The following is a 26,499-nucleotide window of genomic DNA, read 5'->3' as shown; positions in this document are numbered from 1 at the left end:
ATAATCTCTTTGATAATTTGGATATAGTTCATGAATTACATCTTCATAGTCAATACTAAAATATTGGGATATTGTTCTAGCAGAGCTTTCAAAATTTTGGCTTTTGAAAAAGTTTATAGTAAAAGAAGTAATACTCTCACCCCAAAAATACATTTTATATTAACAATTGATCTGAAAATTAATGTGATTGAAATTAGCAATACTCTGCATTAACGTCCACAACATTTTTTATATTTTTTTCCGCTGCCGCAAGGGCATGGTTGATTTCTCCCTATTTTTCCAGGGTGTGATAATTTATATTTTTCAATGCGCTTAGTTGCACGTTGCTTTCCTTTCATATACAAGTCACTTTTTTCATTTTCTGAAATATCTTTTTCTGTATATTTTTTGAAGATCAACTTGCAAAATGTTTTATTTGTGTCAAAATATAAATCCAACAATATTCGTTCAGGATCCTGATTCCAAAGCAGAGAAGATAAAACATATTCTCTTTTTTGGCTATCAGAAAACAAAGAAATCCTGGGCTGATTAACAAAGCAAGTGTATCTTAACGAATCTCCCGTACCGGCTGCATTAATGGCTATCTGACATGATCTTTTCAGTTGTCTCTGAATAGTATAACCTACTTGCTCACAAAGTCCCTTTTTTGCATCAAAAGAAAAATCTAATAAATAATTTGCAATTTCCACTTTATTTTCAATATCTGCTTGTTCTAAATAATTTATAATTTTCAGAAATAAGTCTGGTATTTTAGGCAGAGGCTTTTCAAAATGAAATTGCGGGTTGTAAAGGCTAGCAAAATATTGATCTAGGGCTTCTCGATATCCATAAAAACGGATGGAAGCATTTTGGGGAGCTATATCCGTTTGAAATGTGTAATAATTATGTGCTATATACATGCCTAAATGATCTAATTCGTCGCTTAATGCAAGTTTTTTATTTTGAGTTGCCAATCTCCTTTGCTTTAAAAAATGTAGAAATTGAAGTGGTGATTGAAAGTACTCTCTATAGACCATTAAATCATCTACAGAAATGCTTATTGCATTGCAACCCAAATTTAAAAAATTTAACTTTTCTGCCCGTGCAGCAAAATCATTTATATTGTCTACCGTTACTGACATCATATAAATATCATAAATATCCGACATGTTTAGTTGAAGTTTAACATTTTTCTCTCTATCATAAATAATTGGTGAATCAGTGCTTTTCAAATAATCATATGTGCGTTTGCATTGCAAATCTGGGTCTTCAATTAGTTTTTTATACGATCTTATATGAGCATCGAAATCTGTTAACGGTGGAGTATATACAAAAGATCCTGCTTTTACTTCTACAATAATCAGAACTTTTGAATATACAACAATTAAATCATTTTCAGTAAGGTGCTTAGTTGACCCATTGATAGGATAATAATTGTTTCGATATGTCAAGCAATTCGGTAAAATTTGTTTGAATATATCTTCAACCATTTTTTCACTAGCTTTTTGCTGACCGTCTTTCCACAAATACCCCGGCTCTATACGTGTGACTGCTTTTTGGATAGCTCTATAGAAATTATCCATAAACGAGTAGTAGTCAAAGCAATAATATTTATCCCCAATTTTAATAAAAGGGCGTTTTTGAATAGGTAAATCAATAACAGGCCATCCAGCAAATTCGGATTCTCCAAAAAATTTTTTATCATCATTAAAACCATATGATAGCTCTTTTACAAATTTCTCGTTCCAACTCGTTACAGTTATTACTTCGCGTAATTTTGTGCCAACACTCTCATTGTAAAGCCTTTCAAAGTCATCATGATGATCTTCAAAATATTTCTCACAGTCAACACTTTCATCATTGGGAACCCCATCAAAGAGTGCCTCAAGTTTATTTTTGGCATCTATTATACCTTGAGATAACGAGTGCTGAAGTTTTTTTATTCCTGATATAATATCAGTTGCGCTTAAATCAAACAGTCTTTGAAAAACATCGTTATGAATAAGTAGCAGACTTTCATAGTACTCAATTTCAAAGGCTTGATATCGTTGCCCACGTACAAGATATAACATTTGTGATTCTACAACAGTCCTAATCAGTGATTCATCCCAATCATGATGTAAATCTTCAAGGGAAGTTCCCCAACTAAAATAAAACCGATTTATTAAGGCATATAGTTGAATAATATCACTTTGTATGGAATAGAACATTTCACTCGGGTCTGATACTTCATCTTCTATAAAGTAATTAGGTGAAGAAACTAAAATACTTTGAATGTATTCTGTCATTCTCTCTATTGGAATATCTTGCTTTGAAACTTGAATTTCAGATTGGATGCCAAGCATATCCCTCAAAAACATATCAGCCGAAAATGATAATAATTGAATGGGATTACAATGCGTTACTTTTTCACGAATAGCTAAAATCTTTGCATCTATTTTTTCCTTTAATCCCATATAATCTGATTTCAATTCCTGGGTGTACTCACGATGCTGCTCTGGTGTCATAATGTTTTTCATCACAGTTTGTTTGCCAAAACGAGCTATTTCGAACAAGCCATTGTTAAAATAATCATCAGCTTTTATTTTCATCATTGCATCCTCATAGTCTCAAACTTCTTATAAAAGAATTAAGTCAACAAAATATGTAATTTGTAGTTACCGTGAATCTATGAAACATAATGCCAAGTTTATTTAATTATTATTCAACGTTAAACTTCGTCTTAAAATCATCAATACTGTTAATCCAATCAAATTGAATATCCTGTGATACGGCTTTAAAATGTAGCTTAGCACATTTTATTTTCAACTTTTCTTCTTCCATTAGATTTCTGCCTTTTTTCTCAAACTTTGACTCAACAATAAAGCAAAGGCGTAAATTTGATTTTCCTTTTCTATAAACCATCGCCCAATCCGGAGAATAGTTGCCATAGGGAGTGTCAATTACAAAACCGCCTTTTTTTATCTTGGTAAACAGCAAAACGTTGTCATTATCTTCAAGCCATTGTGCAAAATCATATTCGCCATCGGAATCTACATGATAATATTTGTTTATAGCTTTTCTCTTTGATTCATTTGTTGTATAAACATGCTTTTTAGCATCGTTAAGCATTTGTTCGTCGATAGTGTCCATTTCCAGAATTGTCTGGGAATCAAAGTAATACCCGTTAATCACATCATAACTTAACTGGCTTGAATTTGCCTTTGCGTCAATTAATAAATCTTTTATTCTTTCCACAACAAATTCTAATATATCCTGGTTGGAAAGCAAATCTTTTTTTTCTAAGCCCCACAAAATTTTAAAAATTGCAAAGCGCGGAAGATTGGTATGATACATGATATAATTGCACAATTCAAAATCACTTTTGGAGTGAATTTCATTTTGAGCAATATTTTCAATTCCTTTAATTTTTGCCTTCGTCATTGCCATTTTCTGTACACTATTAAATTCTTCTTTACCGGTTTCCACATAATAAAGATTTCTTACTGGCCTACCTTTCAATATAGCATTTATATCATCAATACAACTTTGAATAAAAGTATCCTTATCAATTTCAGTGGTATAAATTGTCCGTTTTGAAAGTCTTTGCTCCAAAGTTCTCAGTATTTCTGCAAAATCACCTTCATTTACATAAGAATACTGATAGTTTTCCACATCGCCATTATCACCGTTTTTAATTGGTATTTTTTGTGTCCCCTTTTCGATCATTTGTTTTATGAATTCTTGTTTGATTTTTATAGAATGTTCATGTAAAGTATCGTTTGTAAATTTAATTTTATCTAGTTTTTCTGCATTTTGTTCAGGTTTTCCGATCAGCAAATTCTTTGTATTAATAATGCTCGCATAAAAAAGTTCATCTTTAAGAATACTTGTAAGCTCATCAGTGATTTTATCTGGATTGATTCCGGCTTTATATAAAACTTTTTTAAGAATATCTTCCGTTACTTCATCTTTGTTAAAACGCATGGATTCATTAAAGTCTTTTTGCAATGCAGCAGCAAAATGCTCATAACTGTCATTTGCAATAATCGTGAGTTCATTCAAATCTGTTTCTTTTCTATTTTGCACTCCATTGATATCAACTGGCAAACGCAGTCCCCGTCCGATTTCCTGCTTCTTAGCAATTTCACTGCCGCTATTTTTTAGTGCACATATTGTAAAAATATTTGGATTATCCCAACCTTCACGCAGTGCGGAATGTGAAAAAATAAAGGCAAGTGGTTCATTAAAGGATATCAGTTCATCTTTGCGTTCAAGAATCAGCTCAATGCCACGATCGATCTCTTCCTGGGATTTTGCCTTAACTTTAACATCTGTATCATTAACCGAACTGTCCCAGTCCTCAATATCGACAGCTTTCTGATTCTTATCCATAGCAAAATAGCCTTCCCTCACGGAAAGAGCATCTTTATACTGCGGGAACAAGTTTTTGTGCTCTTCAAAAAAATTCTGATACTTGCTTTCTTTGATTATCTTGGTATACTCTTCATCAAAAATACGCAGATATTCTCCACGCCCATCCGTAGCGGAGTTATCACGTACCTTGTTTACGGAATCAACGAAAAAGAGAGTTAAAACTTTAATTTTTTTACCTTTTTCCAGCACTTTGATCTGCTTATCGATATTACTTCGAATAGCAAGGCGGATTTGTATACGTACCGCTTCGGTTTGCGTGATCTCAAAATTGGACTGTCCAATTTTAAATTCAACAATACCATCCGGTGTTGCAATTTTAAGCGTTTTCTGCTTATGTGGGTCTTCCTGCACACGATAGTTCCAATATTGTGAAAGATTTCCAGAAAGATCGTAAAGCGAAGCATTGCCCCGCACTTTAAAAAGTTTAAATTGGATTTTTCCGCCTTGAGTCTGAGAAAAAATTTCTATTTTTGCCGAGAGAGCTTTATCGGAAAAGTCAACATATCGGATATAAGGAAAATCCTTGCTTACAGTACCGTGTACTGTTTTAACCTCAATCTTCTTTACGAGATCTTTTTGAAATGCATCATAAGAATCCAGTTTATACACTTGATTATAGAGCCGTTTATGTGTAGCGGAATAGCGCAGAGTAAACAATGGATTCAACTCATCCAGTGCTTTTAAAGACGCGCTCTTTTTCTTTTTTGTTCCCTCGATCTTCTGCGGTTCGTCAATGATGATAATAGGGCGAATTACTTTGATATCCTCCCACAGATTTTGTCCGGCTTCATCTTCCGTCCGAATTTTATTGGTATCCTTATTGAATGCTTGTATGTTCATGATACAAATCGAAAGCTCTTTGTTTTCTACAAAGTTCCAGCTTACATTTTTTAAATTTTTACTGTCATACACGAAGCTGTGTTTTAAAATATCTTTATAATCAAGCTTCTTAAAGTGCTCGCTGAGCATTTCAATCGATTTTTCCACCCCTTTGCGGATGGCAATGGAAGGCACCACAATCATAAATTTTGTAAAACCGTATTGCTGGTTCAATTCCAAAATGGTTCGTAAATATACATAGGTTTTGCCCGTACCGGTTTCCATTTCAATTGTAAAATTATTGCCTTTTATTTCATCGTCCTCAAACAAACCGTTGCGCAGTTGTACGGAGCGCAAGTTTTCAAGTAGGCGGGTTCCCCCCACTATTTCAATATTGCGCACTGGGTTGCCCTCATCTAGCTTTTTTGCTCTACTTAAATTTGAGTAAAATCCACTGGCTTTCTTAGGCAGTCCGCGAAACAAATCAACAACGGAATCTACCGCCTTTTTTTGATAGTCCAGCTTATCGTCAAACTGAAAGGTTATTCTATCCTGCAATTTTTCCGCCCCCTCAAATAAACTCAACCGTATAGGTCTGTTCATTCTCACCAGAATTGCGGGCAATCAGGGCTTCCAAACGGCGGATGGTCTCATCCTTGAGCGAAATATTGTCTTCAAACGCGCTATCGCGCAGAATGTACTTAATTGGAAGCGGTTCAACTGCCGCCAATTTTTCCAACATGTCCTTTGTAATTGTTTCTTCAAGACAGACAAGGTATGTATCTGCGATAAAATAAGTTCGTTCACCAATTTTATTCCGCTTTTCCACTTCTGCGGAGAGAGGGATATCCCGCTGGTGCAACAAAATTTCATAAACAACATCGATATCTTTAAAGCCTGGCATAAAGTCAAGCTTGTCCTTGTCGGAAAGCATAGACTCATCAATATGTATTTGTTGGGCTTTCAGTGCCTCATGCGTCCAGCGAATGTTAGTATCTGCTGTGCAAAAGACCTTAAAGCCGATATCTGGTACTTGCTTTGGTTCTTCATCAAAATCTAGCTGTGCATTTTGCTGCTCAATTTCTGTTTTTATTTTTTCACCTGCACGGCGGATGCGCTCCTTGCCAATTTCACAAATGTTTTTAAAGCCTGCCTTATAAGCTTCACTATTCTTGTCACAAACTTCTGGTACCTGCACCATTATAAATTTACGATTACCACCATCCTCTGCATTTAGCTGCATGACTGCGTGAGCGGTCGTCGCGGAACCAGAAAAGAAGTCAATAATGATATCATTGTCAGAAGCCTTCGACATCTTAATCAACTCAGTAATAAGATCAACAGCCTTTGGAGACTGAAATAACTTTTTTTTAGTTTCAAATAGCTCGTTACATACTGCCTGTCCCTTTTCAGTATGGAAACGTTTGTCAATCCATATAGATTTAAGCTGTTTTTCGACGTTACCATCTTCCTGCACAGAGTAAGATTTTCTATATATTTTCCATGAACCTTTTACTTTCTTAGCGGTTAAAAGGTCAGCATTATTGATTGCTTTGTCTTGCCCCCAAGTCCAACAACCTGCAAATCCATCTTCCCATATAGGGTAAACTGGGATTCCTTGCGATATGGGCGTAATTGCAATTTGTCCACTGTCATACACATAAATTGGGTAATATAGATTGGGGCGGTTGTGCTTTCCGAATTCTCGATGAGTGTTTCTTAATTCCACCTCCCTATAAGTGCCCCTTTCGTCTTCAAGAGGATAATCACTTTTTATATCATCATCTGTCTTTTGTATGGAGACCGCTCCTTTAGGTAGAACAGATTTAGAATAACAAAGTAAAAATTCATGGCATGTGGCTACATATTTATCTTGCGAACGTCCCTTAGGGTTGTTGAGTACAGTAATTTGTGCTATAAAGTTTATTTCACCAAACACTTCATCACAAATCTTTCGGAGTTGTGCAACCTCATTATCATCTATGCTGATAAAGATAACTCCATCTTCTCTTAGCAAATCCTTTGCTACTTTCAGGCGCGGGTACATCATATTGAGCCAGTTAGCATGAAATCGGTTAGTACTTTTCTGGTTGATAACCATGCGCTCGCCATCCACAGTTTCACCTTCAGCTTCAGCACTTTCTTCTCCGCTCATGGTGAAATCGTCGTGATAAACAAAGTCTTTACCAGTATTATAGGGTGGGTCTATGTAAATCATTTTGATTGTGCCGTAATAGTTTTGGCGCAGAAGTTTGAGCACCTCAAGATTGTCACCTTCGATATAAACATTTTCGGTGGTATCGGCATTCTTGCTGTCTTGCGGCACATATTTCAACGTTCTGCCCAATATGTCTTCACGGGCAATCCGTTTTGCATCTGATTTACCTGCCCAGTTTAGTTCATATTTTTCAGCTCCGACCGGAGTAAATTGCCCCAATTCCTCTTTCAGTGCGTTAAAATCCACCTCGCCATCTTTTACGGCAGATGGAAATAGTTGTGCCAATTTCTGTACGCCATCACTGACAGAATCAAAAATTTCCTGTGAGACTTTTCGCTTATCATCCATCCTATAACATCCTCCCTAAATTTCAAATCATGCAATTTTTTAAATACTTGTCCGTTGACATTACAACTGCCTTAAGAAATCATATAATATTTTTCATCTTTTTATATTATAACTTATTGCTTAGCAATTTCGCCTGTTTAAAAGGACAATATTTTTCTAACCCACACTAATGACTATACTGTTCTCTACTTTAGTTTCTGATATCTCATATACCCTCAATTATTTTGGTGCAATCAGGTTTGCCCTCACTCTTACAACGATTATCGAACGCCCTATGAAGCGAGGTATGGATTGAATCAGTTTAGACAGTTGTATTACAAAAACGCTGGGCCATTACAATCATAGTGTTTTAGCAAATCTTGCAAAGTTATATTAACGTTACAATCTTTTAACCTTTTTATTCTTTGATAATATAGTTTTTCAATTAATGGCTTTTTTTCGGACATTATGGCATGATGCAATTTTTTATGACAAGTTGCACATAAACAAATAATGTTTGCTTCAATATCAATACTACTTTCAAAATCATCTTGATATTCCATTGGTATTAAGTGATGTGCCTCAACATAATTTTCTTTTGTGGTTTCTGAAATAAAATCTTTATGGTTACCATCAATTTCACATTGATATTTTGCAGCAACAACTGCATTCTTAGCAGTCTCTGGATTTCTCGTGTATGCTTTAGTTCCATTGACTAATGTCTTTATAGGCTTTTTTTTAGGAGAGTCTTCAATTGAGCTACTTTGAGGTGCATTTACTTTTTCAATTTGATACTGGTAGTTTAATTCAGAATTAGCTATTAGTTCCGCTAATGTTTTTTCCAATTTATTGTTTATATTTACTAGAAAAATAGAATTTGAATTATGGATAGTAGTAATAATCTTTCCGGTACTTTCAACTGTAATAGAATCTAAATAATTTGTGTCAATTTTAAAGAATGTAGTAACATCTACAAATAAATTAGCCGTATCTGAAGTAGTTCCAACATTCGAAGCATAATAACTTGGAATATATTTTTTTAATTCACTAGTTGATGGTATTTCACCTTTGCCGTAAATATTTATCATTCTGCCTACATATAGTTCTTGGTTGCCTTTATTATTGGCTAAAAAAAAGGTGTATGTATTTATACCATCATGTATTTGTTGCTTTATTCTTTCCCTGTTTTTTTCAGAAACGCCGTTTGGTGTTCGCTGAGAACTTTCTCCCCATATTAATCTATTGTTAGTTTCACATAATGATTTATGTTCTTCAATCGTATCGGTTCCATTTCCAGCAACATCAAATGTATTAGGAAACTTAAGAATCAGGTGCAATGGCAATTTCATCAAAGTTATCTCCTATAAAATAAATTTACATTGCGTTAATAATACTCTTAAATCCCATAAAATGGAACACTTTGTGCGAAAGTTGGTCAAGATTCAACATAATTAAAATGGAGTAATTAGACGTATTAACAACAAAAAATCCCCCAACCGTCCTAAAAAATAAGGATAGCTGGGGATCGTTTTGTGTAGATATTTACTTTTGATTGCTGGTATCTTCCGGCACCTGAGAGTCGACCTTACTCTTGAGCATCGAAACGAGGCGTCCTAAGAAACTAGGCAGCGGCGCTCCGATATCTCCAATGTTTTCTAGGATACTGATTAATTCGTTGCAGATCAGCCAAACAGCTACAAGCGACGCGATCAGCATCGGAAGATGAATGGTCATTCCGAGTTTGTCGCCTGCATAAGAAAGAAGCCAGTCAAGCACAGCACCGACCGCGACTAAAAGCCACATGCAAACCTTTTTTGCAATGCCCTGAATACCTCGGTAGCTGCTGATTTTTTGGCCGCGCTTTGATGCTGCCGCTAATCCCGTAACATAATCGATCAGATTACAAATGACCAATACCAACATTGGCACGGCGAGTTCTCCAAGCCAAGACGCCAACACTCCTACGACGGCAGTAAATACCGCCTTTGTTTTTGTTAATGTATCCATTTTATTTTTTTCTCCTTTTTATTCTCATTCAACTTCTAACTGCACGCGATCAATGGTATTGCCAAATACGCCTGCATATCCGTCCATACCGCTATTGGTATTGTCGTCGATTTGCTCCGGGTAATAGCTTTGCAGATTAGGGCTGACCTTGTAATGGGCGTACTGATATGGTTCTCCGTCCGGCGTAACAAAGTAAGCTTCGATTGCATCGATCTGCTCTCCATTTCCGGCATATCCGTTGATATCTGCAAGATTGTATCCGTCGCGGGTATCGACCCATTCCAGCCAGTCTTTCCCCAAAACATGCACGCGATATTTCAGATATCCATGGGAAGTGCGGATCGCCCAGCCAATGATTTTGTGTCCCCGAATCCCGGCATAATCATCAAAGTTATGCACTTCTGCAAGCCAGCCGTCTTCTGCTGTCTGCACTCTATGGAACACATCGATTGAAATAGCACTTTCACCTTCTGACTGTACCGGATTTCCGCTAGAAAGATCCGTAAAAGCAATATTGCTGTCGATCAATCCACTGCAGCCCGGAACATTCTCACCGCCAAACTGCCAAAGAGGGCAGGAAACGGCTGGGCTATCGACTTCATACTGTGCAAACCACATCGGGTAGTCTTTTAACCGCTCCATTTGGAACCAATTCCGATAATAGTCGAGATTGGTGTAATTTCCGACCCGATATCCTGCAGCAGCGATTGTCTGTAGGAATGTCAGTGCCATATCTGTTACAAGCTGCGGTCCCGGATCGATTCCGTTTTGTCTTGACCACCGAACGGAATCGTATTCGTAATCGAAAAAGACCGGCCATGTAAGCCAGTTCCGATATGGAGCGATGATCTGTAACACTAAATTTGCTTCTGTACGCGCATCTTCGATGCTGATTGCATACGAGAAATGATAAACGCCAATTTTTAAACCTGCAGCATGAGCACCCTGGATATTCTGTTCAAACCACCTGTCTTTTTGACTGATATCGTTTCCATAGCCGGTTCGAATGATGGCAAAATCATATTCGGCTGCTTTGACTGCATCCCAGTTGATAAAGCCATTATGGGCACTGACATCTATTCCTTTCATTTTAAGTACCCCGCTTTCTTAAGATCGGCCTTTGCAGAAATAATTTCATCTGCAAATTTTTCTCTGATTGCTTCCACATCCGACATCGAGATTCCTTCCGCAGTCGCAATCTGTTCCGGCGTCTCCTCATAAGCGAGCGCTTTTATAATTTCAAATTCTTGTTGAGTCATCTTTTATCCTCCTCCTAATTCGCGATCCACACGACGGATCCGCGGCACTCTGTTGATGATGTATCCGGTCCACTTGTCACATAAGACGATACTCTTCCACTATATCCTGACACGATCAGGATTCCAGCCTGTGGAGAGTCACCAAGCACCCATGCAAATCCTGATGCATCTATTATATGCGGACGATACTGTGTTGGGATCGTTGGAACGTCATTTGCCGACGCTCCATAAATTCGCAAGTTCATGATAGGTCCTGCTTTCAACAGGATATAATGATCTCCGGTTGATATCACCACCGGTGACAATCCCAGATTTTTAAGGGCATCACTTACCGTACTGGCTTCTGTTCCGCCATTTTTGATTGGCAGCGGTCCAGTAGTTTTTCCTAACCCCATCACATTACGGCTGTCAACAAGTGAGTTCTGGCCGGTACCACCTTGTTCTGGTGGAACAGCTCCCTTTGAATTTAATCCAGCAATCCCATTTGCTTTTCCTTTGGAATCATTGACTGCATTGATCATATTAAGTAAATGGCCGGCCGTATTGCTGTCCAGTACATTTTTGATCCCCGTAAACCACGTGTCAAAATCAGATTTTGACTGAGCAGTAAATGTGTTATACCAATGCTCAAAGTCAGACTCTTGAGCGGATTTTTGTTCTGAGAACCACGACTCCATCTGTGCAAGCAGCGTGCTGGTATCCATTTGCTTAATTAGCCCCGATACGATCCCACAGTATGTATTATTCAGTCTCAAGTCCCGAATGTTCGACTGCGATACAACGGTCTGTCCCTTTTTGAGCGTAATATCAGCAAGAGCAAGATCATAAATATCGTTTGTTCTGGTCAAATTCGGAGCCGTCGATCCGCTCCCTGTAATGATTTCAATTTTTCTTTCCGGATGATTCAATCTTGCAAAAACTCTTTCTACCCGGTCATTCGTTACTCCTGCCAGCGTGATACTCTCTTCATTGAGATCGTAAGCATACCAGCCGTTAATCCAAACATCGATCGGTTTAATCAGAATTTTAAGCCCCTGTCCGCTTGCCTGTACCTGACCACAGGTTGATGGGTTTGCAAGGACACCGTTTCCAATAATCCCACTATATTTACGAGCTAAATATTCTGCATCGTTTGTCCTGTCTCCAATGGGAAGTCCATCATCGGTTGTTCCTGTTTTTTTGCTTGGAAAGATTCCATACTTTAAAGCCATTTTTCCACCTCACTTTTGATTTTCGATTGATCGTCCTCTGTTAATCTTGGGTATTCTAAAATAATCTGATCAAACATCTCCCCCTCCTCCACTCTTCTTTTTACTACTCTGCAAATGATGCGAAATAGTGAATCATTCACTTGAAGCACCTCCAAGGATTTCTAAAGAAAGGACATCCTCAATATCAGCGATTCTTGATTCTATATTTTGATATTTCGGCGGCATGGACTCCTTTTCTTTTTCGCTGTCTGTTGCCGCTCTGATTTCTCCGGCATCATATCTGTAATTGTGATTTCCATTCACATCTTTAACCGGCTCTAATTCATCGATTTCCCCTTCTTTCCATCCGTCAATTTTTACATCGCTAAAATCAAGTACGATCCCGGTAGCTCCTACCGCCGCATAAACTTTTTTCATATAGCACCTCTTTATTGTTGATAAAAATGAGCATACGCAACACAGTACTGTGCTCCGCTTCCTGCTGTTGTTGACCAGATCGCCCAGTTATTTCCGGAACGCGCGACCATTGAAATAGGTGCCCAGCCATTCCCGGAACCATCTCCGGACGATGCAAAAAACACATCGTTTTTTCCAATGCACGAACACACCCTGGCTCCGCAGTCAGAACCAAGCGTCACAGTTTTTACGCCTGCTTCACATTTCCATCCGTCCCACTTTTCTGCATTTCCTCCATGTGCGGGCAACGCAGAAGGGACGATCCCGGTATGGCTCACAGATGCCTGCAGTTTACTGATTGCATCATCTCCTAGCAGCGCAACGGAAGGCTTTCCAAGTGTCGGCGTTACAGTAACGCTGCCTTTTTCTATCGAGATAGATACTTCTTCTACCCGAGCGTTATATTTGATGCCGGTTCCCTGATCATGAACGGTACATAAATCCCCTAAATCATAATCGACGCCATACTTTAAAGAATTTGCTTCCTCCGGCGCAAATTCACAGGATTCAGACAGCCGTAATTCTGAGAGCTTTTCTTTGCCCCTCTGGAGCAGCTTTTGGCGATAGCTGTTGTCAGACTCTCCATCGTCTCTTTGAACATCTCTGGCATCTACCCATAATTCACGGCGTTTTTTTCCGTTTGTCTGATCTACCGTAACAATCATGCGAGCATTGTCGTCGCCCTCTCCCGCTACATAGGCAAAGTTTCTAACATTCGTGTTATCCCGTGTGTAACTGCTCATGGTGGCAGAATCATCATCGTCGGAAAAGACAGCCAAACTATTTTTGGTCTGTTCCTCCGTTCGGTCTTTTCCCTGATAGATCTCCGGCCACATAACATTTTGATAATAATCATACCGGAGTCGAAATCCGCACTCCTGCGGTGTTGCAATTTCTCTGATTTTGGACGGCAGCTCATCCCCTCTTGTCTGCACCGGCACTTTATATCCGATTCCCGTTGCATTTTGCAGCTTTAACTTATCAATTCTCCTAGCTGGATCCGCTATACAATATCGGTTGATCCAGTCCCGCATAAACTCTTCCGGCGTTTTATTAGCATTAATAATATCGGTAATAATCCGGTTACGAAGAATCTCATCCAGAAAGTCTCCGGAAACGGTCAAGTCGTGATTCTCCCTATCGAGCACAATATTTTCGATTACCGCTGTATCTACAAAAGATTCCGACCATAGATATTTCGCACTTACCAGCAATTCAAAATATTTTGTTTCAGCATGCAGTTCGAAGCTGCCAACGTCATAATATTTGCGGTCCCATATCAGAGACGTAAACGAGTCAAGCGTTCCAATCTCCACAAAGTTTTCATTCAGCACTCTAAATTCAATCATTTATCATGCCCCCATATACCTTGTTGTCCATTCCGGATATACCTCTAAATTGGTATATCCATCATCTGCTTTGTACTTTAAAACGTTTTGACCCGGTGCAATCTGAAAAAAGGAGCTTCCGCGATCTTTTAAGTTGCTGATGTTTTTCCCGTTAAGCTCAATTCGTTTGTTTCCGCGATTCGTGTTGATTGTGAGGATATCTCCGGATTTAAGCGTTGTGATGACCCGTACAAATTCCCCTGTCGTGAGATTATCGAGCTGCGGATTGACAACCGCTCCATTTGCTTTAAATTTGATGTCGATTCCAGATTCAAGATCTCCATGATTGTCTACCGTCACCGTATCGGAAAACTCTTTCCATTCCACATAAAGCCCCGCACCCTCCCACGCATCTAAGCCGCAACTTAAAGTAGGGATAGATGATGCAATGTTTTTTGAAAAAGTATCTCCGGAAAAATAAGGGTCTGGACATAAAAAATCAATTACCAGCGTCATAGGCGTATGGAGATCATCCCGCTCCGTATGCCGTTCTGCAACCCGGTAATTGATTGTTCGTTTACTATTTTCTCTTTCAATCGTCATAATTCCCTCATAATGAGGGTTTAAAAATCCTAACAGCCAATCTCTCAGATCTTCCGACCGGTCATCTTCCGGAATTTTAATATCGGTTGTAATGTGCCTTGCCCCAACGTGTACTCCTTCAACGCTTGCTCCGTCGTACTGCGCATTATCCTTTGTCGAGATTGCAATATCCAGAGCATCTAATCCGTCGATACTAATAATTCCATAGGTGGTTTTGCTTCCAAACTTCCACGTTTGTCCATTGCTGCTAAGCGTTATTGTAAGATTCTTACTCATCGCAATAACCTCTTTTTACTATTTCTAATTTGTCTTGCAGCTTCTAAATAAGAATCATTTCTCGGATTGATAATTTGATAAGTATCTCCTTTTATCAATTCGAGCTTTTTGATTTCTTGTAAGAGAGCCGCATAATCCATACCGAAACCGCTGTTATACGATGTTTTCGCATAGGTTACATTTTCGGCGGCTCTGTCCATCGTAGCGTATAGATCCTGCATACCGAGATCGGCCGCTGCTTTCGACATCAGCGATAATGACCGGGCACGTTTCGTTGGGTCTGTCGGGATGATGTATTCCGGATATCCGGCCTCTGATACCCAAGTTAAGGTAGGGTCTGTGATCTTTCCGCCGTTGGCATTTTGATCTGGACTGCCTCCGCCAAAAAATGATTTGATTGCGACCATAATTGGGTTGCCTTTAAACCAATCGGAAATCGCATGCCATGTGTTCCAAGAAGCATTGGCATCTTCTGGTTTCGATTTTGCCAAAATTTCCGCATCTCCTTCTCCCTTCACATCGCTAATAACATCATCTGCAGTTTTTGCACCATTTCCAGTGTTTTCAGCAGAAACTTTTTTAGTATCCGGGTCGCCCTCTCCGTTTGCACCATTATTGGTTGCGTCCGCTGCATCCGCTCCGGACTTTTGGCAATCCGGAGTCTGCCCTTCAACGGCGGAAATCATCGCATCGGTAAAACTGATTCCGTTATCGTTTCCGAACTGCTGTAGATTTTCGATCAAACCCGGCTTTTGCTCGTCTGAGGCCGACTGTATCTGCAAAATCATATCGACGGCCTGCTGTCTAACATTAGGAGAAGCTCCGGCAAGTGAGTTTGCAAGTTCGGTTGGCAGATTGATTCCGAGATCTTTGGCGTAGTTGATCAGCTGCGGCGCTGTTAACTCCATTCCGGAATAAATTCCCATATAGGCGTCTTCCGCCGCGTTCTGCAGCGACGGCTTCATATTGGCAATCGATGCGGCGGCTCCTGCAGAAATTGCAGCGCCTTCAGAATCCAGTTTGTTTTTTACTTCCTCTGCGCTTTGTGCGACCGCGTCACTTTCCGCTTTGCCTGTCTTTGCATATTCCTGTTTTGCCTTATCTCTCAGAGACTCCGCATTCTTTACCATTGTTTCCGTGACTCCGGCGTCCCCTCTGTCATAGGCCGCTTTTAACTGCTCATAATTACTCTCCGTCGAAGTCACCTGATCGGATAACTGCTGTTCTGTTGCGTGCCCTGCAGTGGTATAGGCAAGCGTTTGTTTCGATAAATACTCTTCTGCTAATTTGTAATTTCCCTGCTGGATCGCAGCGGATGCCGCAGAATAGTTTTGAATCGTCTGCTGGCACTGTCCATAAGCAGAAGACGTTTCCCCTAAAGTCGTTGCAGCTTTGTCCTGCTCTTGTGTCGCCTCTGCAAGTTTCTTTTTATAATAACCAAGCGACACGGAATCACTTACTGTCCAGTTGTCCACTTTCTCCTGCCATTCGGCAGTTTCTTTTTTCTTTTCGTTATAGGCATTTTGCGCATCGGTCATATCTTTTAAGGCTGACGACTGCTTCTGCAGCGCTGCCTCATACTCCGACTTATGCGCATCCAGCTCCATCTCGGCTTGTTTTTTGGCGATCAATTCTCCAATTTTCTGTTTCTGCTCATCATATTTTTGAATGATCCCATCTTCGGCTGTCATATTGAGTCCCAATGCCGGGTTTAGCTGACTCAGAATATAATTGACCCTGTCTTCCTGTCCTTCCTTTACTCTGCCGTTCGCATCGACCAGAGTATCCAGTTCCGCCGCCAAACTTGTCAAATTATCGGTTTCCGAGTCTCCTTTGGTAATCGCTTCCGCAGATGCCTTATGCAAGTCCTCAAACGATTTACTGGTCTGCTCTGCTTTGGAAGACAAGGAATCCATATCGCTGTTAAACTTTATCTGTGATTCATGCGCTTTCTGCCATGCCTGATAGAATCCAATTCCGACCGCCGTGATCGCGGCGACCGCAAGTCCCGCTTTTAGTCCGGTACTGCCGAGTGCTTTTGCAAGCCCAGTGTTCTTATCTTTGAGAGTATCTGCCGCTGCCGACAAGCTGATATGCTCCGTTTTTGAAACTTTTAATGCTGCCGTCAGTCCGCCAATATTGGAAGTTACTTTTCCGACTCCGGATATCATTTTTCCTGTTGTAGAAATCATTTTCCCACTGACTGACAAAATAGGACCGGCTGCGATTGCCCAGCCTGCCAGCTGCAGCGCATTATCTTTTTCGGAACTGCTCATGTTTTGAAACTTTTCCGCGCAGTCTTTTACAAAATCCCCTAGTTCCGTGAGCTTTGGGGCAAGCTGTTGCATGATCTCTCCGCCTAAGTCGCTCCCGGCAAGCTGTATCTCATGCAGCGCCTGCTTCATTTGATCGGCCGGATGAATAATACTCGTAAAAGTGTCTGATACTGTCCCCTTTGAAGATTCAATTACTTTCATGAAATCCTCATAATTAAATCTTCCCTGCTGGATCGCGTCAACCATATCCGGTCCTGCTTTTGTCCCGAAGATACTAATCGCTTTTTCTGCGGATATTGATCCGTCTTGAATTCCTTTTACAGTTTTAGCAAACTCCGTTTTTGAATCTTTACCGGCTTTTTCCCAGTTTCCGATTGCTTTCTTCATGCCGGAAAAAGCAATTTCTGTATTGACTCCGGCTTTTTCCCATTGACTGAAGATTGCAATGCTCGACTGTGTATCAAATCCGAGTGCTCGCATAGGGGCACCGTATTTTGTAATATCCTCAGTCAAAGTGTCAATTGAAATTCCACTTTGCTGAGATGCTACCGTTAGTTCGTCTAATACAGTACTGTACTCACTCGCGGGAATATTGGCGTCTCCCATGGCACGGGAAACCAGCCTGACCGCATCATTTACATCGACCCCATTGACAGATGCAAATTTTAAGAACTGCTCGGACGCGGTTTCCAGAGTATCCCCGGTAAATCCAAAACGCGTATTTAATTCGCCGACGGCGTTCCCGACGTCCGAAAAATCCGATTTGCTGGCGGATAGGCTCCCGGCTACTTTCGTATAGGTCGACTCTAATCCTTTCGCGCTGTCCCCGGTCGCTCCTGTTTTCTTGATCACCGTATCCATTCCGGCATCGACATCTTCAAAAGCTTTTACAGAGGCCGTCCCCACCGCGACTAAGGGAGCAGATACTTTCTTGGTTAAGGTATCCCCCGCTTTACTGACTTTTTCTCCGGCCGACTGGATATCTTTTCCGGCCTTCTGCATGTTTTGCCCATATTTCAGCAGCTTGGTTTCGGATTCTGCCATTGCCGCCGTATTTTCTTTGATTTTCGTTGTAAATCCATTGATCTGTGTATTTGCTTTATTGATCTGATCCTGCAGATCGTTTACTTTTTTATTTTGCGCACTATAAGCATCTGCCGCTTTTTTGGCTTCTGCGCTATTTTCTCCGTTTGCCTTTGTCGCGTCCTCGTATGCCTTTTTGCAGTCCTCCATCTTGGCACGATGCTTTTCCAGCTCCTGAGACGCCATCGCAACTCTCGATTGATAAGCTTCAATCGCTTTTGACATCGTCTCATTCTGTTGAGTAAGATTTTTGGCGCTTTTATCGCTTTTTTCGAACTGCGATGCCTGCTCCTTTAAGGCACTGTTAAGGTTTTTTACTTCGGAGGCATTCGCTCTCATTGAATTTTGGAATTCTCTTGATCCCTCAGCAGACATCTTTACACCGATATTATCCATGTTTTTAGCTCCTTTCCTTTTTATTTATGGTGGCGGGATTTTAGGCTCCCGCTGCACCTTTTAAAGCAAATCGTCCACGATCTGAGATTCGAGTGTCGCGCCGTGTCCCACTTGGTAACACGATACAACGTCCCAAAACTCCCCAACCGGAGTCGCCCAGAACTCATCGGCAGGCATGTTGACGATCCCACGCCACATCTGCATCATTGCTGGGCGATTGTAGATGCGGCTCCCTTTTTTCCCGGTTCCAACTGAATGGTCGGTTCCGATCCAAGTTTGATCGCTTCTTCACATTTCCGATAGACGAACATCACTTCCGCTGGGGTCAGCGTTTGGAGATCCTCCTCGGAAGGAATCTCTTTTTGTTCCGTTCCATCCCGTTTCGAAACATATTCCGCTCCGCCTTTTAGTAAAATACTGATCACGCGAATGTATTCCGCTATCGTATCGCAGAACTTCTGTCCTCCTCCAAAATTGCCGCTTGAATCATACTTTTCTGCAATTTTCTGCTGTGCGCGGCACGTTAGGCAAAGAGGATATTCCTCACCGGCGATTTTCGCCGTTACCACTCTATCCATTAGGAAGCAGCTCCTAAGATCGCATGAATAAACGCGTCGGCGTCGTCCTCGGTATCAAAAGCGGGGCTCTTGATCTTAAAAGCGTTATTCGATCCGCAGCGATAAAATTTACCGTCAATCGAATCCGTCTGCCAGCTGACAGACTCTCCGGCTGTATCCGCCGCATCATCCGGAACCGAAAATTTGACTTTTGGCAGGATCACTGCCACATAGGAAATCTTTCCGTCTTTTTGGTGACGTTCGATGATTCCAAATCCCAAGAATGGAGTCACCATGGAATCGTTATATTCCTGATACTTAATTTCCTTGGTTGCAATCGTGATGGATTTTTCGTCGATGCCGAGAATTAATTTTGAAGTATCATAGCCGAGACCATCGACGTCCAGCGATAAAGTTCCTCCGGTCACTACCGCAGTCCCAACATCGGATTCTGAAATCACATTATCGGAATAAAAGCTATTGTTTTTACTCTCCGACGCCTCTGTTTTAATACTGTATTTTACAGCCCGCTCCGCGCGTGTCAGTCCGGTATATTTCGGACTTCCGGACGCATCATTCAGTAACGCCACATATGGGCGCGACAAACCTGTTTTAGGCATTTCATATCATCCTTTCATTATCTTTTGTATTTCCTCGCTCGCCGTCGATTTCTCTTTTTCCACGGCGGCTTTCTTGCTGTTATTAACTGCGATCCTAAAAAACGGATGTTTTTGCCTGACCGATGATCCGCTCTCGATTGATCTTGCAATCATTCTTACCGGCATTCCTCTTGGGTATTTTTTAGTTGGTTTCCCGATATATCCGGCATCATCAAATCCGATTAAGACATCCACAGAATCCCCTTTATCTTCCATATGAGAAATACCAAATCTTGACGCCATCGCTTCTTTTTGAGAGGAAGTGCAGACATTATACCGCTCCCCATTTTTTAGCCACCTAGCATCTTCCGTCGGGAGGGACTCAATGTTCTTTTTTACAGAATCTGCAATCACGCCCGCTCCAGCATATAATGACTTTTTTATGATCTCATCAGACTTTTCCCCGAGGGTTTCAAGTTTTGATTCTAACTCATCGAATCCTTTTAACTCTATTTTCATCAGCTCACCTCAAACACCCATTCGGTGTGGATCAACTTGGTATCGTCCTCATACTGTACAGAGTTTAAATACCAGCTGATTCCCGCTTCGTCGAGCGCATCTTCGATCTGATCCCGCAGCGGCTCATCTTCATCTTTGGAAAACAGATCAATGGTTCCGCTCCACGCTTTTTCTCCGTGATGATTCTCGGAGTAATGATCTTTTCGGGAGTCTTCCGCCCAAACGATATAAGGTGCTTTTTCTCCTTTTCCGGTATAGTGATAAACAGATTTTGAGACTGTCAACAGTGCATTTTTCACTCTATCCAGCATTTTCCTCATCTCCTTCCAACTTTTCAAGCGTTAGATCCATGACTGGCGGGTAAATGTCCTCCGGAATCTGTATGACCGTAATCTTATATTTCTCCCCATCCTGTGTCGGCACAGCAACATTGCCTACTTTCACTTCCGGACGGTACTGGCATCTTAAAAGCAAGTCCACCTGCGCATTCGCCTGCTTCGCAAGATACAGTCTCTGCACACCGATCGTGCGGCGATGATATCTCAGCGCCCCGGTCTTTACCAGATTCCATTTCGGCATATCCCCCACATCCGCAATATTTTCGCTCCGATAAATCGTTACGATCCCATCATTGAGTACTTGTGTTTCCATTTTGTGTCACCTCACCGCTGATATGGAGCGAAAGCAATTCCGGCCCATAATCCACTGCAAAATCATGAAACGCATCCGACCTAACATATCTGACATAATCAAAAAGGAGCTGCCTTGCGGCAGTTCCTTCAGCGTAATCAAGTTCTAATCCTGCAACATGATCCAGATATGCCATCCCGCGGGTGAGGATCCCAGTTACTTTTTTGTCTGTTTCTTCATCGCTCCACGTGATATCAAGATAGTTTTCAGTGTCGGAGAGCAGTTCTTTTGCGTCTCTTATCGGTTCACTCACCCGTTACACCTCCTATCAGGTAGATGATTTCGTGCTGACAGTGTTCGTTACTTCGACCTGTTTCACATAAGGCTTCAACCCGGAAATATCAGCGAGATAGAAAGCGTTTTCGTCGAGAGCGCGGCCGTTGCCATAGAGATAGGTAAGGTAGACCCGCTGACGGTCTAAGAATTTCACATCATCGCTGTATTCCAATTTACCGCCGTTATTGCCGATTCCGCAGCCCATAAAGTATTTCTCAGGAAGTCCAAAAACGGCTTTCCCAGAAGGCACCGCCGGGGACTGAATACAGGTAGTCGGGAACGGAAACACATCGTGATTAAAGCCTCCATCCGTTGTGCGCGGCGTTGTCGCAGGGAATACCTTTGTAAAATAATCAGAGGGATTCACCACCATAATAATGCTGGTTACCGCACGCTTTTTACCATTTTTATCCGTAGACAAGCTGTCAAGGATCATGCCGAATGTAGTAGGCGATAGATCCGTAATCTTTGTCGCAGTCTTCATCGGATAAACGCTGTCCGTCGCGCCGGATAACTTTCTATCCATACCGATCGGCTGATTTTTGCCGGTTCCATCTACAATGCCAGCTTCGAGCTGGGTCGCCATAGCTTCCGACAGCAGCGTGCGCACATAAGTATCCATCCAGGTGGGGCCAAGTTCCAACATGTATTTTGCGACTGGAATAAATGCAGTCAGCTGTCCTGCCAGCAAGTCCACTTCAACAAAACTTGCGGACAATTCGCTGGTAACGGAATCTCCCAAAGCACCCCATGCCGCAACTCCTTCATTGGTAGAAAGCAGCATCTTTACAAGTGCGCCGGTATTCTGAAAGTTGATTGCAGACAAAAGCGGATGATCTTTTTGGATATCTTCAAATACGGAATTAATGACCGTATCCGGAATAACGACATTGATATTTGCGATTGCCTGGCGCGGCTCTGCACCCCTCATGGCCTCGATCACCGCACTGTAGTATTTTGTCTCTTCGGAAGTTAGCACGCGCACTCCCCTAGCTGCAAGTGCTGCCTGGTCGTTGCGTGCTGTCAGCTCCGCAATCTGATCATGGAGGCCGCTCTGGATATCCAAAGCCAGCTCGTTAAATGCTTCGCTAAAAGCATCCGGATCACCCGCTCCATCGTTTGCACGAATCGCATCGGTCATTTTTTGGAGAATCTTATTCCGGTTCTCCTGTTTTGCATCAAGATTTTTCATTTATTTTGCTCCTCTCTGCGCGAAAGCGCATTTAAAAAATTTGAGATCCCCATTTTGGGGGAATTTGCAGTAAACTCCTGCTTTGATTTTTGGATCAGCTTTGCAGAAACGATCTCCGCCATTTTGTCATAATCAAATGTTATGGGTTCTTCTTTCTGCTGCGGCTTTTTAGTTACCTTCTGCATGATCTGTTTCATAACGGACTGGTTCGCGATATTACTAGAATCTTCCTCTGCAATTTTTGTCGCAAAGCCCATTTTTACCGCATCCTCCGGCAAGATCCAGGTTCCTTCGTGATTCTCTCCATCGAGCATCGCGTCCAATTCTTCCCGGCTGATATTGACTTTCCCGGCATAAGCATTCCCGGCAGCTTTTGAAATCTGTTCGAGAATATCTGCCTGCTGTCTGAGCTGTGCTGCATTCCCCTGCACGTCGCTCCATGCGTTGTGAATCATCAATACAGATGCATCTCCCACGACACGCTCATCACCAGCCATGAACACCAAAGAGGCCGCCGAACACGCAAATCCATCACAATAGGTGATGATTTTCGCCGAATGATTTTTTAGGACATTGTAGATCGTCAAGCCTTCCGACGTGTAGCCGCCGCAGCTGTTGATATGAACGTTGATCTGACTGGCGCTTAGTTCTTTGAGCTCTTTCACGATAGACAGTCCGGAAACTTCTCCCAGATCCATATCCCACGCTTCATCAAGCCCAGTGTTCCATGCGTCTACAATATCCCCAAAGATATAGAGATCTGCTGCCCCGCTCTGGTCGTCCGACACAAGCGAATAATACTTCTTCATTCCTTTTCACCTCCTGAAAGCTCTGTCAAAGCATCTACAATGGCAGAATAATTTTTTGTAATGAAATGCTGGTACGCCCATTTTTCGGGAATGATCGGCTGTCCGATCAGCACGCGAATATCATTCACGCACAGAACGCCAGAGCCCATCAGCTTATCGATATTGGCTGCGGATTCAATCAGATCAATGTGCTTGATACAGCTGGTATCAATTTTCAGATAGTTTCCTTTCTGAAAATCAGAGACACCATACCGTTTTCGGTTGATCTCTTCCGCAAGATTATCCGCCAATGGGTCCGCACAAAACGTTAAAAGCTGGTCTGTAGCACTGGACACGTCCTGCACACTTCCATTTAATAGGGGAGCCGGAATCCCAAATCCCCTCGCATAAAAGTCCGTCACGTCGTCAATCATTGCGCGGATATCCCGCGTCGTGTCAGAGCTGTATGTTTTATTGGAAGTAGGTGTATATTTCATCCCTTTATAAAGGGGCAATACCGCATTTTCTGCTTCTGCAAAGGTCTTAAATCCTTTGTTTTTAATATCTTCATAGGTCTGCATGAACTTCACATCTCCGACAGCCGTCGCATCCAGTTCCAGCGTACCTTTTTCTCCGCGTGATTTCTGATAACCCTTCATTCCATACTGAATCAATTTTCCGTATGACTGATATAATCCATCGACGATCTGCTTCATATTCTGATTTGTCAGCTCAAAGAACAAAACATTTGACGCCGTGAACGTTTGATTAAAGGTGAAATCATCGATCGCCACCTGAGAAAACACATCATCGTAGAGTGCATACTTCTTCCGGTTATAGCTGTCCGCTACATAAAGCTTTCCGTCATTTTCGATCACCAGAGCTTCCCTGTTATGGTAGAGCTGATAGATCAGCTTATGCCAGAAGGAAGTGCTGTTCTGATTTTGATTGGGCGCATAATTCCAGAGATAATATTCGGGGCCTTTTACCTCTTCTCCTCCGGAATAGGTCTTGATCTCACATTTGCTGACGATATTTCCAACCAGGTTGACACAGGATTCAAACGCCAGCTCGCGGATATAGTTGTCAGAAAGCAGGTCAAAAAATTCATCTCCTGTTACCGGCTGCGGAGAATCTCTGCTCCCGAACAGCCACTTAAAAAAGTTAAACGCCATTATTTCCCTCCTATCCTATAATGACTCCAAGTGTTGGAGCGTTCTTTGGAATCGGCGGCTGAATTTCATCTTCAACCGCCATCGATGCAACAAGCGCCATAAACGGATCCGTCTTCCGGCTCTTTGCCTCGATCTTTGCATAATAAAAATTGCCAGTATCTGTTCCGTCTTTACGGCCAGATCTGACAAGTTTTGCGTTATTTGTCGCCCACCTGAGCGATGGCGTATCTCCCCATGTGTACAAGTGATTGATAAAGCAGCTGTCGATTACCGGCTGTACTCTCATGACATCACTCGGCCTTAGAAGATAAATGTTCTTCTGATTTTTCGTATCGAATCCGATTTTCAGAAGTGAATTTTTAAGCAGTGCAAAGCGAAAGTTATCGCATGCAAGCTTTCTGATGTAATACTTTTTCCCCGTTTCTGCAATGTATTCCGTGAGCAGATCCGGAGAAATCTCCACCTCATCAACAGGCGTTACTTCGCTCCACTCGTTCCACGGAGCGCGTATCCGATTAAGTTCCGGGGAGCGTAAACAGATCCATGAATGGCTGATATCGTACCTTAAGTTGTCTCTCTTAAAATGGAAGTCGACCGACGCCCAGTCTCTCAAAGATGCATAGTCGATCCCGACTGTGCATTGCCAGCCGGTCATATCCGGCAGCGGTCGATTGGTCGCACTGATATTGTCCCACTCTGTTACAGGGGCCGCTTCCGCCGACTGCGGAAGATTCATTCTCTTTGTCATAAAGTCGGAGAGCTGATACGGCCGCTCTTTCCAGTCCCTATATTCCTTCTGGATCTCCATCATCAGATCCGGGCGGTACGGCAGAGAGGGATTCGCCATTTCCCAGTTTTTCGGATCATCGACATCCGACTTCTTGTTTAATTTGCAAATAAAAGGAAGCAAGCCATTATCAGGCCGCTCCCCAGTTAAAATCAATTCACTTTTTTCTTTGAGATCGTCAAGAGGACCGTCTCTTACATTTCCATCCGTCGTAAAATAGTCGCGTCTCGGATGCTTTTTCTTTCCGAGTCCGGTCGTAAACACCGCGATCAGCTTGTAATTTTCGTACTGATGGATCTCATTCAAAATGACCGCTCCGGATCGCAGTCCATCTTTGGTTTTAAAATTACTCGTATGCCCGGTAATATGAGACTTTGTCTTCAGACAGATCACATTTTCCTTTGTCCAGTAATAATATCGTTTGAGCTTTTTGATGTATTTGGGATTTTCAAACGCATCTACAATATCCTTTACCGGGCGCATGGCCTGCTCTTCATCGTTTGCGCAGATATCAACATCATACGCATGAATTCCGTTATAGGGGGACGTCAGGCAGTCACTTTCGAATGCGATATAGCCGTCTTTTCCCGCTCCCCTGCCGATCAGGCAGAACAGATCCGGCCACCTCGGCATTTTGTTGCTTTTCCAGTAGGTACACAGATGCAGACCAGTTATAAACTCCTCCCATGGAAACAATTTTTCAAACGGGAAGTAAACCGCCTGGTGCAGATAGTGTTCCAGCTGCTCATCGTCGATATAAATATCCTCGGTTTCAAAGCATTTTCTGATATGCTTGATCAGCAAATGCTGTTCATTGCACGCCCTGATCTTTCCGGATTCAACTTCCTCCATGTACGCTGAAACATGCGGATTGATCTTGTTACAACTCATCTTCATCATCTTGCTGTGAATCTACAATTTTAGGATTAACGCCTAATGCGCTTAGAATTGCCACCATCTGTTTACTATACAGCAGCGCGTTTTTTACGGATGGATTTTCCTTGTCGTATTCTTTTCCGGCGGCAGATGTAGCCGTATAAGTGCGGCCTTTTTCCCTAATATCTGCCTGCATTTCATGCTCTTGTTTCCATAGCCAGCAATAATCATCCACCATTGATCTATACACATCAACATCCGCTCCAAATAGCTGTAATTGCTGGATCAGCGACTCTTTTATTTTTTTAACGCTCATGCGGTCACTTCCTTTCTGCCTCAATTTTTTCCTCACGCGCGCGTGAATTCCCAAAAAGTCTTGAACCCTT

General features: G+C 41.8%; 23 protein-coding genes and 1 pseudogene. All 24 read right to left on the bottom strand.

Annotated features, from left to right (window positions below):
• Positions 1 to 209 precede the first annotated feature (209 nt).
• Positions 210 to 329: pseudogene (locus ACVS9P_RS03735) on the bottom strand (SEC-C metal-binding domain-containing protein); the annotation flags it as partial.
• Positions 330 to 2,679: 2,350 nt separating this feature from the next.
• Positions 2,680 to 5,772, bottom strand: a complete 3,093-nt coding sequence (locus tag ACVS9P_RS03730; protein ID WP_452104300.1) for a restriction endonuclease — start codon at positions 5,770 to 5,772, stop codon at positions 2,680 to 2,682.
• Positions 5,773 to 5,785: 13 nt separating this feature from the next.
• Positions 5,786 to 7,780, bottom strand: coding sequence for a site-specific DNA-methyltransferase (locus ACVS9P_RS03725; protein ID WP_452104299.1), 1,995 nt, complete (start codon positions 7,778 to 7,780; stop codon positions 5,786 to 5,788).
• A gap of 314 nt (positions 7,781 to 8,094) precedes the next feature.
• Positions 8,095 to 9,108 carry an HNH endonuclease gene (locus tag ACVS9P_RS03720; protein WP_452104298.1) on the bottom strand — a complete coding sequence of 338 codons (1,014 nt, stop codon included), beginning with the start codon at positions 9,106 to 9,108 and terminating at the stop codon, positions 8,095 to 8,097.
• Between the two features lie 193 nt (positions 9,109 to 9,301).
• A complete protein-coding gene (locus ACVS9P_RS03715; RefSeq protein ID WP_452104297.1) occupies positions 9,302 to 9,766 on the bottom strand; it encodes a phage holin family protein in 465 nt (154 codons plus the stop codon).
• A 24-nt stretch (positions 9,767 to 9,790) separates the two neighbouring features.
• The gene (locus ACVS9P_RS03710; protein ID WP_452104296.1) at positions 9,791 to 10,855 is read right to left on the bottom strand and encodes a glycoside hydrolase family 25 protein; all 1,065 of its coding nucleotides are present in this window, start codon (positions 10,853 to 10,855) and stop codon (positions 9,791 to 9,793) included.
• Positions 10,852 to 11,025, bottom strand: coding sequence for a hypothetical protein (locus tag ACVS9P_RS03705; protein WP_452104295.1), 174 nt, complete (start codon positions 11,023 to 11,025; stop codon positions 10,852 to 10,854). The genes ACVS9P_RS03710 and ACVS9P_RS03705 overlap by 4 nt, the downstream gene beginning before the upstream one ends.
• Positions 11,026 to 11,039: 14 nt before the next feature.
• Complete coding sequence (locus ACVS9P_RS03700) at positions 11,040 to 12,236, bottom strand: hypothetical protein (protein ID WP_452104294.1); 1,197 nt, start codon at positions 12,234 to 12,236, stop codon at positions 11,040 to 11,042.
• Positions 12,227 to 12,376: a hypothetical protein gene (locus ACVS9P_RS03695; RefSeq protein ID WP_452104293.1), complete on the bottom strand. Its 150-nt coding sequence runs from the start codon at positions 12,374 to 12,376 to the stop codon at positions 12,227 to 12,229. Before ACVS9P_RS03695 ends, ACVS9P_RS03700 begins: the two co-directional genes overlap by 10 nt.
• Positions 12,369 to 12,653, bottom strand: a complete 285-nt coding sequence (locus tag ACVS9P_RS03690; protein WP_452104292.1) for a hypothetical protein — start codon at positions 12,651 to 12,653, stop codon at positions 12,369 to 12,371. The genes ACVS9P_RS03695 and ACVS9P_RS03690 overlap by 8 nt, the downstream gene beginning before the upstream one ends.
• Positions 12,654 to 12,664: 11 nt before the next feature.
• Positions 12,665 to 14,041, bottom strand: a complete 1,377-nt coding sequence (locus ACVS9P_RS03685) for a siphovirus ReqiPepy6 Gp37-like family protein (protein WP_452104291.1) — start codon at positions 14,039 to 14,041, stop codon at positions 12,665 to 12,667.
• Between the two features lie 3 nt (positions 14,042 to 14,044).
• Positions 14,045 to 14,899 (bottom strand): phage distal tail protein, encoded by an 855-nt coding sequence (locus ACVS9P_RS03680; protein WP_452104290.1) that lies wholly within the window; start codon positions 14,897 to 14,899, stop codon positions 14,045 to 14,047.
• Positions 14,896 to 18,654, bottom strand: coding sequence for a phage tail tape measure protein (locus ACVS9P_RS03675; RefSeq protein WP_452104289.1), 3,759 nt, complete (start codon positions 18,652 to 18,654; stop codon positions 14,896 to 14,898). The genes ACVS9P_RS03680 and ACVS9P_RS03675 overlap by 4 nt, the downstream gene beginning before the upstream one ends.
• 203 nt (positions 18,655 to 18,857) lie before the next feature.
• Positions 18,858 to 19,232 carry a hypothetical protein gene (locus ACVS9P_RS03670; protein WP_452104288.1) on the bottom strand — a complete coding sequence of 125 codons (375 nt, stop codon included), beginning with the start codon at positions 19,230 to 19,232 and terminating at the stop codon, positions 18,858 to 18,860.
• Positions 19,232 to 19,831 carry a major tail protein gene (locus ACVS9P_RS03665; RefSeq protein WP_452104287.1) on the bottom strand — a complete coding sequence of 200 codons (600 nt, stop codon included), beginning with the start codon at positions 19,829 to 19,831 and terminating at the stop codon, positions 19,232 to 19,234. Before ACVS9P_RS03665 ends, ACVS9P_RS03670 begins: the two co-directional genes overlap by 1 nt.
• Positions 19,832 to 19,837: 6 nt before the next feature.
• The gene (locus ACVS9P_RS03660; protein ID WP_452104286.1) at positions 19,838 to 20,329 is read right to left on the bottom strand and encodes an HK97-gp10 family putative phage morphogenesis protein; all 492 of its coding nucleotides are present in this window, start codon (positions 20,327 to 20,329) and stop codon (positions 19,838 to 19,840) included.
• Positions 20,329 to 20,640: a hypothetical protein gene (locus ACVS9P_RS03655; RefSeq protein WP_452104285.1), complete on the bottom strand. Its 312-nt coding sequence runs from the start codon at positions 20,638 to 20,640 to the stop codon at positions 20,329 to 20,331. The genes ACVS9P_RS03660 and ACVS9P_RS03655 overlap by 1 nt, the downstream gene beginning before the upstream one ends.
• On the bottom strand, positions 20,630 to 20,980 hold the full coding sequence (locus tag ACVS9P_RS03650) for a hypothetical protein (protein WP_452104284.1): 351 nt from the start codon (positions 20,978 to 20,980) through the stop codon (positions 20,630 to 20,632). Before ACVS9P_RS03650 ends, ACVS9P_RS03655 begins: the two co-directional genes overlap by 11 nt.
• A complete protein-coding gene (locus ACVS9P_RS03645) occupies positions 20,958 to 21,272 on the bottom strand; it encodes a hypothetical protein (RefSeq protein ID WP_452104283.1) in 315 nt (104 codons plus the stop codon). Before ACVS9P_RS03645 ends, ACVS9P_RS03650 begins: the two co-directional genes overlap by 23 nt.
• 15 nt (positions 21,273 to 21,287) lie before the next feature.
• Positions 21,288 to 22,487 carry a phage major capsid protein gene (locus ACVS9P_RS03640; RefSeq protein ID WP_452104282.1) on the bottom strand — a complete coding sequence of 400 codons (1,200 nt, stop codon included), beginning with the start codon at positions 22,485 to 22,487 and terminating at the stop codon, positions 21,288 to 21,290.
• Positions 22,484 to 23,296, bottom strand: coding sequence for a head maturation protease, ClpP-related (locus ACVS9P_RS03635; RefSeq protein ID WP_452104281.1), 813 nt, complete (start codon positions 23,294 to 23,296; stop codon positions 22,484 to 22,486). The genes ACVS9P_RS03640 and ACVS9P_RS03635 overlap by 4 nt, the downstream gene beginning before the upstream one ends.
• On the bottom strand, positions 23,293 to 24,450 hold the full coding sequence (locus tag ACVS9P_RS03630) for a phage portal protein (RefSeq protein WP_452104280.1): 1,158 nt from the start codon (positions 24,448 to 24,450) through the stop codon (positions 23,293 to 23,295). The genes ACVS9P_RS03635 and ACVS9P_RS03630 overlap by 4 nt, the downstream gene beginning before the upstream one ends.
• Before the next feature lie 10 nt (positions 24,451 to 24,460).
• Positions 24,461 to 26,128: a terminase TerL endonuclease subunit gene (locus ACVS9P_RS03625; protein WP_452104279.1), complete on the bottom strand. Its 1,668-nt coding sequence runs from the start codon at positions 26,126 to 26,128 to the stop codon at positions 24,461 to 24,463.
• A complete protein-coding gene (locus ACVS9P_RS03620; RefSeq protein ID WP_452104278.1) occupies positions 26,118 to 26,429 on the bottom strand; it encodes a P27 family phage terminase small subunit in 312 nt (103 codons plus the stop codon). Before ACVS9P_RS03620 ends, ACVS9P_RS03625 begins: the two co-directional genes overlap by 11 nt.
• Positions 26,430 to 26,499: the final 70 nt, after the last annotated feature.

The organism is Caproicibacterium sp. NSD3, assembly GCF_053613275.1.
The sequence above is the reverse complement of the archived record's forward strand: the minus strand, read 5'-3'. Positions and strand labels throughout refer to the sequence as shown.